This is a genomic window from Peptacetobacter hominis, from assembly GCF_006861675.1.
GTDB classification, from domain to species: domain Bacteria; phylum Bacillota; class Clostridia; order Peptostreptococcales; family Peptostreptococcaceae; genus Peptacetobacter; species Peptacetobacter hominis.
In genome coordinates this window covers 1-11,980 of sequence record NZ_SGJB01000001.1, presented here as the reverse complement: position 1 = coordinate 11,980, position 11,980 = coordinate 1, and the positions used below count along the sequence as shown (strand labels likewise).

The 11,980-nt window shown below is 33.4% G+C and carries 12 protein-coding genes; 2 read left to right on the top strand and 10 right to left on the bottom strand.

All coding sequences use genetic code 11. The features are described from left to right. Window positions 1-119: 119 nt before the first annotated feature. On the bottom strand, window positions 120-1,319 hold the full coding sequence (locus EXD82_RS00060) for a 5'-nucleotidase C-terminal domain-containing protein (protein ID WP_142534877.1): 1,200 nt from the start codon (window positions 1,317-1,319) through the stop codon (window positions 120-122). 170 nt (window positions 1,320-1,489) lie between these two features. Between EXD82_RS00060 and EXD82_RS00055 the strand changes: the two genes are divergently transcribed. Further along, window positions 1,490-2,404, top strand: a complete 915-nt coding sequence (locus EXD82_RS00055; RefSeq protein ID WP_142534876.1) for a ribonuclease Z — start codon at window positions 1,490-1,492, stop codon at window positions 2,402-2,404. A 48-nt stretch (window positions 2,405-2,452) separates the two neighbouring features. On the opposite strand, the gene EXD82_RS00050 is transcribed toward EXD82_RS00055, so the two are convergent. The 9 genes from EXD82_RS00050 to EXD82_RS00010 all read right to left on the bottom strand — a co-directional run bounded on the left by EXD82_RS00050 (window position 2,453) and on the right by EXD82_RS00010 (window position 10,265). After that, window positions 2,453-3,283 carry a class D beta-lactamase gene (locus EXD82_RS00050; RefSeq protein ID WP_142534875.1) on the bottom strand — a complete coding sequence of 277 codons (831 nt, stop codon included), beginning with the start codon at window positions 3,281-3,283 and terminating at the stop codon, window positions 2,453-2,455. Window positions 3,284-3,351: 68 nt separating this feature from the next. Then, window positions 3,352-3,711 carry a YhbY family RNA-binding protein gene (locus EXD82_RS00045; RefSeq protein ID WP_142534874.1) on the bottom strand — a complete coding sequence of 120 codons (360 nt, stop codon included), beginning with the start codon at window positions 3,709-3,711 and terminating at the stop codon, window positions 3,352-3,354. Window positions 3,712-3,732: 21 nt separating this feature from the next. Continuing rightward, window positions 3,733-5,013 (bottom strand): GTPase ObgE, encoded by a 1,281-nt coding sequence (obgE, locus tag EXD82_RS00040; protein ID WP_142534873.1) that lies wholly within the window; start codon window positions 5,011-5,013, stop codon window positions 3,733-3,735. A 162-nt stretch (window positions 5,014-5,175) separates the two neighbouring features. Next, entirely contained in the window at window positions 5,176-5,460 is a 285-nt protein-coding gene (rpmA, locus tag EXD82_RS00035; RefSeq protein ID WP_142534872.1) for a 50S ribosomal protein L27, read from the bottom strand. 7 nt (window positions 5,461-5,467) lie between these two features. Next, window positions 5,468-5,791, bottom strand: coding sequence for a ribosomal-processing cysteine protease Prp (locus EXD82_RS00030; RefSeq protein ID WP_142534871.1), 324 nt, complete (start codon window positions 5,789-5,791; stop codon window positions 5,468-5,470). Window positions 5,792-5,796: 5 nt separating this feature from the next. After that, complete coding sequence (gene rplU, locus EXD82_RS00025; RefSeq protein ID WP_142534870.1) at window positions 5,797-6,108, bottom strand: 50S ribosomal protein L21; 312 nt, start codon at window positions 6,106-6,108, stop codon at window positions 5,797-5,799. Between the two features lie 165 nt (window positions 6,109-6,273). Further along, entirely contained in the window at window positions 6,274-7,671 is a 1,398-nt protein-coding gene (locus EXD82_RS00020; RefSeq protein ID WP_246081973.1) for an Rne/Rng family ribonuclease, read from the bottom strand. 54 nt (window positions 7,672-7,725) lie between these two features. Next, window positions 7,726-8,421 carry a TIGR03936 family radical SAM-associated protein gene (locus tag EXD82_RS00015; protein WP_142534869.1) on the bottom strand — a complete coding sequence of 232 codons (696 nt, stop codon included), beginning with the start codon at window positions 8,419-8,421 and terminating at the stop codon, window positions 7,726-7,728. Beyond that, window positions 8,421-10,265 carry a TIGR03960 family B12-binding radical SAM protein gene (locus tag EXD82_RS00010; protein WP_142534868.1) on the bottom strand — a complete coding sequence of 615 codons (1,845 nt, stop codon included), beginning with the start codon at window positions 10,263-10,265 and terminating at the stop codon, window positions 8,421-8,423. Before EXD82_RS00010 ends, EXD82_RS00015 begins: the two co-directional genes overlap by 1 nt. A 347-nt stretch (window positions 10,266-10,612) precedes the next feature. Between EXD82_RS00010 and EXD82_RS00005 the strand changes: the two genes are divergently transcribed. Next, the gene (locus EXD82_RS00005; RefSeq protein ID WP_142534867.1) at window positions 10,613-11,812 is read left to right on the top strand and encodes an FprA family A-type flavoprotein; all 1,200 of its coding nucleotides are present in this window, start codon (window positions 10,613-10,615) and stop codon (window positions 11,810-11,812) included. Window positions 11,813-11,980 lie beyond the last annotated feature (168 nt).

The window sequence follows — 11,980 nt, the reverse complement described above, 5'->3', positions numbered from 1 at the left end:
GTGTTGCTCTTGGTATATACAATTATCTAAGATTAAAAAAACAGGATACTATGAGATAATAAAATAAAAGCTTTCGGTTATAATTTCAACCGAAAGCTTTTTTATTGAATATTTAATTTCTATCTGTTATTTTTTCTTATCGCAAAAAGTCCCATACCTGAAACTGCAAATACTGCAAGTGGAACTGCTATAGATGGATCTCCTGTTTTTGGAGATTTCTGAGTTGCAGTAGATGATTTTGATGAAGAAGTTGAAGTTGATGATGATGGTTTACTTACATTACTTCCACTTGAGTTAAGCTTTTTGACTATATCTTTTAGTCTTGATACATTTGTTATCTTTTTCTGATCGCTATCACTAAGTGCATTGTATGCCTTTACTGCCTCATTCACCTTTTTTATATTACTTTCTGTCTTATCATATGTAAGTGCATTTATATCAGAAATAAGTTTCTTTATCTTTGATTCATCTGCAGCTTGGATTTTTTCAGCTTTTATTCTTCCATCAGCTTTATAATTTATAGTTTTCTTTTCTTTTATATAATCTGCTGTTATTTTATCAAGAGATTCATATTCTTTTACTGTTTTTGCATTTGAAAGTTCTCTGTAATCAGATAGCATATAATCATTAACCGCTACAGTATATTTTTTTGAAGAATTTATATTACTTCCGTTTACTTTTATTGAAGTTATTCTTTCTCCGGCTTTTTTATTAGGATCTATAGTATATGAAAGTTTTCCAGGTTGTATAAATCTTGAATTTGACTCAGGATATATCTCAGCCCCCTGTTCAAGAATACTTTTTATTTCTTTGCCTGTAAGTTCCTTTGTAACTACTATTGTTCCAAACATAAGAGATGATGAAACATCTTCATACTTTATTGTTCCGGCTTTTATTGATTTTAATATTGTACCTGCATTTATAAGCGATACATCCGCTTTTGTTTTTGAAAGAACTGCATCGTTTATAAGATTTGCATAATTACTTTCTTTAGCACCTACAAGACTGTATCCACCTTCCAGGTCTGTTTTAGACTCTCCAAGTACATCCTCCCGTGAATATTCTGAGTCTTTTCTATCAGAATCTTCTTCAGTCCTTTTCGAAGTATTTTTTTCTGAGTTTTTATTTTCTTCTTTTTCTGTTGATTTATTACTGTCTTTGTTTGCGTCCTTTGTTTCATTATCAGATTTTGTTTCAGAAGTCTGCTGTGTCTGTACATTGCTTCCAGTATTCGTCGCAGTCTCTGCAAATATTGCCGCTGTGTTCATAAACATGCAAACAGATACTGCAATAGATAAAATCAGCTTTTTATTCATCATAATTCTCCCCCCTAATCTGCCTGAAAAATATTTCTATTATATTTTTCCCATAATGTGTCATTTTAGACTATTTTGATGTTACAATTATTATATTACTTTTTAGAGAGAATTGAAAATACAAATCGGTTACAATTTCGAATTATATAAATATTTTAAATATGGAGGTAGTTATGATTGATTTGACTCTTTTGGGATGTGGCGGAAATATTCCACTTCCAAACAGATTTTTATCATCTGTTTTCATAAACTTTAACGGAAGAAAAATCCTTATAGACTGCGGTGAGGGCACACAGGTGTCCATGAGGATGAAAAGATGCGGATTTAAAGATATAGATTTGATATGTATTACACATACTCATGGAGACCATATAATCGGACTTATCGGACTTCTTTCAACTATGGGCAACAGCGAGAGAAAAGCCCCTGTTACAATTATAGGTCCTTATGGTATAAAGGATGCCATAAAAGCTGTAAAAATGCTTATAGACCTTCCCTATCAGCTTAATATTATAGAAAATCCTGATGGCAGATTCAGCCTGAATAACAAAGAACTTGCTCAGCTTGAAATAGAAACTATAGATCTTTATCACTCAACTGAGTGCATCGGATATAATTTATATTTTTCAAGACGTCCCAGATTCAGCGTAGAAAAAGCCGAGAAAAACTGTGTTCCTAAAAAATACTGGAACATACTTCAAAAAGGCACCCATATTATAGATGGAGATATTAAATATACTCCGGATATGGTTCTTGGAGAGACGAGAAAAGGAATAAAAATTTCCATGATTACGGATACAAGACCTATTGAAACAATTCCTGAATTTATAGCTGGTGCCGATTTATTTATATGTGAGGGAATGTATGGAGATGATATTGATATATCAAAAGCTGTTAAAAACAGACATATGACATTTAGAGAGGCTGCCTGTCTTGCTGCATCAGGAAATGTATCAAAGATGCTTCTGACTCATTTCAGTCCCTCTATTGAAGATCCTGAGAGATTTTTAGAAAATGCCACATCTATCTTCCCAAATACTATTATCGGATATGATAGATTGTCTACGAGCCTTGGATTTACTGAATAAAAAATATAAATTTAAAGGCAACCCGATTATTTCGAGTTGCCTTATTTTCTAATTATAATTTTCTTTTATAATTTCAAGTGCTATTTGTTTAGCTATGCTTCCAGCTAATTTTTGACTTTCATCGTCTATTCTCACTGCAAAGTATATATTTCTATCGTTCTTTTCAACAAATCCGACAAACCATGCGTCAGTATCTCTTGCACTTCCCGTCTTTCCATAAACGGTGTAAGTTTCTTCTGATTTTGTAATCATAAAGTTCTTAACTGTTTCGATATCCTCTTTTTCAAATATATTATTCTCCTCAAATATGCTTTCAAGTATCTTCACTTGTTCCATTGCAGATATTTTAAGAGAAGAACCTAGCCAGAATGTATTATGTCCATTTTTATCCCACGCACTTATATCACAATTGCCATAATTTAGATCTTCCAATTTATTTTTTACATATTCTTTATCCATGAAATCCATCATCTTTTCATAATACCATACACATGATTCTCTGAAAGCTTCCTCAAATGTTATATTCTTATTCCATTTTTCATTCCAATATATCGTTCCATCATATCCTAGCTTTGTATCCGGGGAATCTACTATATTTTCTTCCAATCCCATTAACGACATAACTATTTTAAAAGTTGAATATGGAGATACCCGCTCGTTTATAATATCTCTATTGTATATATCGTATCTTCGATTACTATCATCATAGAATACTGCACATCCATTTATTCCATCAAAATATTTACTGTAATCTACATTTTTTTCACTTTTTATATTTTCAGATACAGTATTTTTATTGTTTTCATCAGATTTAGAGCTGCTTCCCACAAAATTTATAGAAACTAAACATAAAACAACTATTAAAAATATCTTTTTCATTATTCATCACCTTTACACCATATATAAAAAGTCTGTATGCTGATATTTATCGCATACAGACTCTTTTATTACTGGAAAGATTTTTTTGTCGGTCTTTTCTTTCCTGTGTTTTTAGATTTTGCTTTTGCCTGCTGATATCCAGGGAACTGTATTTTAGGATTTTCGTTGTTCTTTTTGTATATAGTGAACTTATATCCTATAGCCTGTACGAACTCAGCTCTAAGAGCCTCACATACGGCATTTGCAGTTTCTTTTGCATCAAGTCCGGCATTTTCAAGTATAGTAACCTTTACCAATTCTCTTGCTCTAAGCTGGTCGTTAAGCTGCTCTAAAAAAGCTTCTGTAACACCTTCTTTACCTATCTGTGTAGTAGGTTTAAGTGTATTTGCAAGAGATCTAAGGTAAGCTCTCTGTTTTCCTTTTAGCATTTCTTCTCCTCCTTATTTATTCTAGTTGTAGAACTCAAATTCAAGTTCGTATATTCTTACTACGTCTCCATCTTCTATTCCCATCTCTCTAAGTCTATCAAATACACCCTGATTTTCCATAGCCTTCTGGAAATACTGAAGAGATTCCATATCATCGAAGTTTACAGAGTACATTATTCTTCTCAGTGATTTTCCTGTTACAACATATACTCCATCTTCGTCTATCTCTATATGAAGACCTTCTTCCTCTTTTATATCAAGTTCAGGTCTGTACATTTCATTTTCAGAAACAAGTTCTATCTCTTCTGCCTCTGCAAGCATCTGAGTTACGTATTTTATTACGTCGTCTATACCCTGTCTTGTTATGGCAGACATTTTGAATACCTTGTATCCTCTTCCTTCAAGTTCACTTTTGAAGTTTTCGTATATACTTTCATCCCAAAGCATATCCGCCTTGTTCGCAACAACCACCTGTGGTCTTGTCGCAAGTCTTTCATTGTAAAGTTTAAGCTCGTCATTTATCTTGTCGAAATCTTCAAGAGGATCTCTTCCCTCAACGCCTGATATATCGACTATATGTATAAGCACTTTTGTTCTCTCTACATGTCTTAAGAACTCGTGTCCAAGTCCTACACCTTCAGATGCACCTTCTATTATTCCAGGTATATCTGCAAGTACAAAACTTTCACCGAAGTTTGTCTGAACAACTCCCAGGTTAGGAGTAAGTGTTGTGAAGTGATAGTTTGCTATCTTTGGTTTTGCTTTTGTAACAACTGAAAGGAATGTTGATTTTCCAACATTAGGGAATCCAAGAAGTCCTACGTCAGCTATCATTTTAAGCTCAAGTACAACCCATCTTTCTTCACCATCAGTTCCTGATTTTGCAAATGCAGGAGCCTGTCTTACAGCATTGGCGAAGTTCATGTTACCTTTTCCACCAAATCCACCTTTTGCTATTACAGCTCTGTCTCCCTCATTTTTAAGGTCAGCTATTATAAGACCAGTGGCCTCATCTCTTACTATTGTTCCCTGAGGAACCTTTAGTATAAGATCTTCTCCATTTTTACCGGCTCTTCTCTTTTTAGAACCATCTCCACCGTTTTCAGCTGCATACTTTCTCTTATATTTGAAATCCATAAGTGTTCTAAGCCCTGTATCAACTTCAAATATTACACTGGCTCCTCGTCCACCGTCTCCACCGTCTGGACCACCCGCTGGAACGTATTTTTCTCTTCTGAAAGATACAGCTCCATTTCCTCCGTTTCCGGCTTTGACAAATATTCTGGCTTTATCTATAAACATATTTTCACCTTCTTCTTTTTAATATTTCCGTTCGTTCCCATTCATTATCATTATTATATATCTCTTATCTATTCATGTAAATTATCCCGTACCATTATTTACATGGATATAATAAAAGGAGTGTTTCATACACTCCTTTTGTCTGTCGTTTCAATTCTGTAATTACTCAGCTATTGGGTATACAGAAACTTTTTTTCTTTTCTTGTCTTTTCTCTCAAACTTAACAGTTCCGTCTATTAATGCGAATAAAGTGTCATCTCCACCTTTTCCAACATTATTTCCTGGATGTATTTTAGTTCCTCTCTGTCTAACTAATATACTTCCAGAAGTAACAACCTGACCGTCATATCTCTTAACACCTAATCTTTTTGATATAGAGTCTCTACCGTTCTTTGAAGAACCTACCCCTTTCTTAGATGCTAATAACTGTAAATTCATCTTTAACATTTGGAAGTCACCCCCTATTTTTTAAGATTTTTATATTTTTTGGGTATTCCCTTTTGATTTCGCTTATTGCTAATTTAAAATGTTCAAGCAGCAACTGTGCCTTATCAAGATATTCATCCTTAACACAGCATTCTATATGCCCTTCTTTGGCTATAACTCGCTCGAACTCAACTTTCTGAAGTACATCTAGTGAATTTATAACACCTACAGCATGTGTAGTTACAGCAGCACATACTATGTCTCTGCCGTATTCAGCATACTCGGCATGTCCTTTCACTGAAAATCCCTTCAGTCTAAATTCGTCATCGTAGAAATAATCGACCTTAATCATGGTAATTAAGCGTTTATTTTTTCAACTACTATCTTAGTGTAAGGCTGACGATGTCCCTGCTTTCTTCTGTAGTCTTTTTTAGCCTTGTATTTGAAAACTACAACTTTCTTAGCTTTTCCCTGCTCAACAACTTTAGCCTGAACAGATGCTCCTTCAACTACTGGGCTTCCTACTACTAGCTCTCCGTCTTTAGAACAAGCTAATACTTCGTTTAAAGTAACTACGTCACCAGCATTAGCTTCTAACTTTTCAACGAATAATACGTCACCTTCTGAAACTTTATACTGTTTTCCACCAGTTTTTACTATAGCGTACATTAAATACACCTCCTCGGTCACAAACTCGCCATTAAAGGTATCTCACAAGTGAGAATTTTAGACCCTCTCTGTGCGGCATTACATTTATTTATTATACTGGAGACCTCTATCTGTGTCAACTTCTTTTTTGCAAAAAAGAAATTTATTTTTGCTGCTATAATAATACTATTTAGAAATTCTTATTTCAGGTCTATTACCCAGATTTGTTCCTTTTATTTTCAGAGATACCGAGTATTTTTTTTCTATCTCCTCTATCAGATTTCTGTAGTCAGATTCTATAATCTCTGATACAGTATTGTGTATATATACATCAAAGTTTCTATAAACAGTATTTTCTGTAGTTCTCATAATCTCTTTTTCTATTTCATCTATTATTGCATATTCAGACATTTCTCCTTTTTCACTTCCACATCTGCTGCATTTTTTCAGATAATAGTTTTCCATCGACTCTCTGTCCCTTCTTCTGGCTATTTCTATAAGTCCAAGAGATGTAGGTCCTGTTATCTGTGTTTTTTTTCTATCTCTACTGAACAACTCTTTTAATTCTTTTACAAGTATTTCCTTATTCTTTCTGCTTTTCATTTCTACAAAATCAACTATTATTATACCCGATATATCCCTAAGCATTACCTGATATACAACCTCATTTGCTGCATCAAGATTTATTTTGACTGCAGTTTCTTCCATATCGCCAATTCCTGTAAATTTACCAGAATTGACATCTATAATAGTCATTGCCTCGGTCTTCTCTATTACCAGGTATCCCCCGCTTTTCAACCATACTTTTTTTGATAACGCCTTTTTTATTTCCTTTTCTACACCATAAAGATTAAATATATCCCTGTTTTCTTCAAGAACTACCTTTTTCATATACTCCGGATTTATTCTTTTAACTATTTTCTTTACTGCTTCGTAATCATTTCTATTATTTACAACTATTTTATCTACATCTTCATTCATGTTGTCGGTTATATATTTGTGCGCAGAATCTCTTTTACCTTTTAGAAGTCTTGGCCCAATTCCTCTTCTTGATTCCTTTAATACATCTTCGTATTCATATTCCAGTTTTTCTATATCCTTCCTGAAATCTTCACCACTGCATCCAACCGCTTCCGTTCTTATTATATATCCTCTTTTTTCGCCGCATACAGAATAGAATTCTTTTTTTAATCTCATTCTTTCCTGTTCATCCTTGATCCTGTTTGATATGGTTATTCTATCATTTGAAGGTATATAGACTGCATATCTTCCAGATATACTTATTTCTGTAGATAATCTTGCACCCTTATCTCCAACCTCGTCTTTTATTACCTGAACTATTATATCATCACCTGTTTTTACTTTTGTATCTTTATCCAGTTTTAGATATCCGTTTTTTTCTCTTCCTATATCTACAAAACATGCGGACATACCTTTTAAAACTTTTTCAACTCTCCCTCTGTATATATCTGAAACAATACTTTTGGATATATTATTATCTATAACAATATCCTTTATTCTATTTTCCTCCATAAGTACTGTTTTTACAGAGGTCACTAGTCTTTCTACTATTATAGTTTTCAATTTATCACCTCTTTCACATCAAAATAGCCCCTGCCAACCGGCAGAGGCCATATATTACATAGGAGTTACAAGCTCTCCGTCCTCTACAAAGTAAAGGTCTCTTCTAAGTATATCCACATCAAGAGGATCCATTTCCAGTCCGAATAAATCCAGTATCTGAGGTATAAATATATTTGTATTAAGGTTCTGTATAGATCCTGTTGCTATTACTGCATTAAATGTCATACTGCTTTCTTCTATATCCAGTAAATCAAATGATTTTATCATAGGTCTTATATCTGATTCTACCAGTTTTCCTTTTTTGTTTCTTTTTGTTATTATTATCTCTTTTCTGGACATAAATTCTATTACTTTACCTTTTACAAACTCTTTAGAAAGTCTTCTCTCCAGAGGTATAGTAAATAGATATTCACCCCATTCTATTATTGAAGAAAGTGATTTTTCTGTTTTATCTATTTCTTTTGCTTTTACAAATTCTATTCCAGCAGGAAGTTCTTTTCTTATTTTTTCAAGAAATTCGTCTACTGTTATATCGTCTTCTATTTCTATATCCACATACTCTCCCTGGCTTTCAGTTCCAAGTGCAAGAGCATTTCCATAACTCATTTTAGGATGAGGGTTGAATCCCTGAGAGTATGAAAGCTGTATTTCAGCTCTTCTGAATGCTCTCTGTAGTGTTCTCTGAAGGTCAAGGTGTGATACATATATCATATCTCCCTCTTTTTTGAATTTTACTCTGATGATTTTCATTAACAAAGCCCCCTTCCAATATCGTGGACGTTTATTCCACATCCATTACATCTTTTTCTGCAGTCTGGAGTAACAACTTCTTTTACTGCATTTTCTGCTTCTCTTATAAGGAATTTTTTACTTACTCCTACATCTATATGATCCCATGGGAATACCTCATCAAAATCTCTCGTTCTATGTGCATAGAATGATATATCAAGGTTGTTTATTTCCATAGCCTTTTTCCATATTTCAAGGTCGAAGTACTCGTCCCATCCATCGAATTTTGCACCCATTTTATGTGCATCTAAAAGAACTTTTCCAAGTCTTCTATCTCCTCTTGCAAATACAGCCTCCATAAGACTTGTATCTGAATCGTGATAGTTGTATTTTATATTTCCATTTCTCATTTTCTTCACAAGGTGTTTCTGTTTTTCAACAACATTTTCTTTTTTGTCCTGTGGATTCCACTGGAATGGAGTAAATGGCTTAGGTACAAAAGTAGATGTACTTACTGTTACACCGAATTTTCCTTTTAGCTTGCCATTGTGAACATCTCTGTATATATCAACAACCTCATATGCAAGATCAGCTATTCCATCAAGATCATCATAAGTTTCTGTAGGAAGTCCTATCATGAAGTAAAGTTTAAGACTGTTCCATCCCATTTCAAAAGCCTGTCTTGAAGCTCTTCTAAGGTCATCTTCTGTTATACCTTTATTTATAACATCTCTAAGTCTCTGAGAGCCTGCCTCTGGAGCAAAAGTAAGACCGCTTTTTCTTACCTTCTGTATTTTATTTGCTATCTCCATAGAGAAGTTGTCAAGTCTTAGTGATGGAAGTGATATTCCTATGTTCTTAGATGCGTATTCATCTACAAGGTAGTCAGTAAGTTCAGCAAGTTCACTGTAATCACTTGTACTAAGTGATACCAGAGATATCTCGTCGTATCCAGTTGTCTTTACAAGTTTTTCAAGTATTTCCTTAAGTCTTGCAAAGTTCTTCTCTCTTATAGGTCTGTATATCATACCTGCCTGACAGAATCTGCATCCTCTTGTACATCCTCTGAATATTTCAAGAACTATTCTGTCGTGTACAGTATCTATGTATGGAACCACAAATCTTTCAGGATATCTTACTTCATTCATATCAGATATTATTCTTTTTCTTGGTTTTTCCGCAGCACATTCTCTGTTTGGTTTTACAGATTTTATTGTCTGATCTTCATTGTATTCAACATCATAGAAAGACGGTACATATACTCCTTCTATCTTTGCTATTCTTTCAAGGAATTTTTCTCTTGGTTCACCTGATTTTTTCCATTCTTTGTATTCTCTTACAACTTCAAGGTTCATTTCCTCTCCTTCACCAAGAAGTGCGGCATCTATAAAATCAGACATCGGTTCACTGTTGTATGCACAGGAACCACCTACAAGTACAAAAGGATCTCCTTCTTTTCTATCTTTCATAAGAAGTGGTATTCCTGCAAGATCAAGCATATTAAGTATATTTGTATAGCATAGCTCGTACTGAAGTGTGAATGCAACTATATCGAAGTCCCTTATAGATTCCCTTGACTCAAGACCAAACAGTGGTATATTGTTTTCTCTCATTTTTTCTTCCATATCAACCCGTGGAGCATAAACTCTTTCACAGAACACATCTTCTTCAGAGTTTATAACATCGTAAAGTATATGGCTTCCAAGATGACTCATTCCAACCTCATAAAGATCCGGGAAACAATGAGCATATCTTATAATATCTTCTCTACTCGTATCCTTGTGTATTGAATTTATTTCATTTCCAAGATATCTGGCAGGTTTTTCAACCTTTTTAAGTATTTTCTTCAGATTAATTTTTTCCATTTATATATCTAACCTCCGAATCTCTTTCTTTATTTATTATTATTGCTGATTTCGTACAAATGTATAATATTCTATAATATATTATACAATACATATACAATTTCTTTCCATAAAAAAATATTATATCATATATCAGCTACCACTTTTATATCCAAAGTCTATTATTTTTTTAATATCATCAGTTTTTATATCAGAAAAAATTATCATATATCTTTAATATATTTTGTTTAATCATCTGTATTTCGGGTATAATAAAATAGGTTTATTAAATGAATAAAATATAACAATGTCTAATTGTATTTATGATATAATAATATATGTATACAAAATCAAAGGGGGAATAATAAATGTCAAACGTTTTTGAAATCAAAAAAGATCTTTATTACACTGGTGTAACAGACAAAGATCTTAAAGTTTTCGACATAATAATGGAAACTGAATTTGGAACAACTTACAACTCATATCTTATAAAGGACGAAAAAACTGTTCTTTTTGATACAGTTAAAAGAGAATTCTGTGATGAGTTTATAGCTAATCTTAAAGAGGTTACTGCTATAGAAGATATAGATTATCTTGTAGTTCATCATACAGAACCAGACCATTCAGGAAGTATAAAAGCTCTTTTAGATTTAAACCCAAATATAGAAATATACTGTACAAGAGCTGCAAAACTTTATCTTGACAGTCAGATAAATAGAGAGTTTAAATGTCATGTAATAGCAGATGGAGAAACTCTTAACATCGGTAAGAGAACTCTTAAATTCATACCAGCTCCTTTCCTTCACTGGGTTGATACAATGTTTACTTATGATGAATATGACAAAGTTCTATTCACATGTGATGCATTCGGAGCTCACTATGCATGCGTTAAACTTGACGATATAAATCATGCTGATTACCATAAAGCAAATAAACTTTACTACGACTGCATAGTAAAACCATTTGCAAAACATGTTCTTAGTGCAATAGACAAGGTAACTGCATTAAATCTTGATTTCGATACAATACTTACTTCTCATGGTCCTATACTTGATAGAAATCTTGGACACATTATATCAATGTATACTAAATGGTCTAAGGATGCCGTTGAAAGTACAAATAAAGACAAAGTTTCTATATTCTATCTTTCAGCTTACGGAAACACACTTGCTATGTGTGATGAGATAGTTAAAGGTCTTGAGTCTGAAGGTGTTGAAGTTCATAAATATGATCTTGAAAAAACATCTCTACATGATGTTCACGATGCTCTTGTTTCTTCAAAAGGAGTTCTTCTTGGTTCTCCAACAATAAATAAAGCAATGGTTAAACCTATGTGGGATTTCTTCTCTGTTATAGACCCTATAGCAAATGCCGGTAAGATAGCTGGTATATTCGGTTCTTACGGATGGAGTGGTGAAGGTATAACAATAGCTGAAGCAAACGCAAAAGCTGTAGGATTTAAAATGCCTATAGATCCACTTAAAAAGAAATTCTTCCCATCAGAAGAGACTTTCGAGGATTGCTTCGAATTCGGTGTAAACTTTGCAAAAAATCTTAACTTAAAATAATATGTATATACAGCTGTCGTATAAATACCTTTACCGTATTTTACGGCAGCTTTTGTTTATTATTTTCCAATAGAAAAAGGAACCCCCCAGTAAAACTGGGGGTTCTTCATTTGACGCCTATAAGGCTCAACTTCCAGCTACGCTTAAAAGCGTATGTCGATCCGCCAC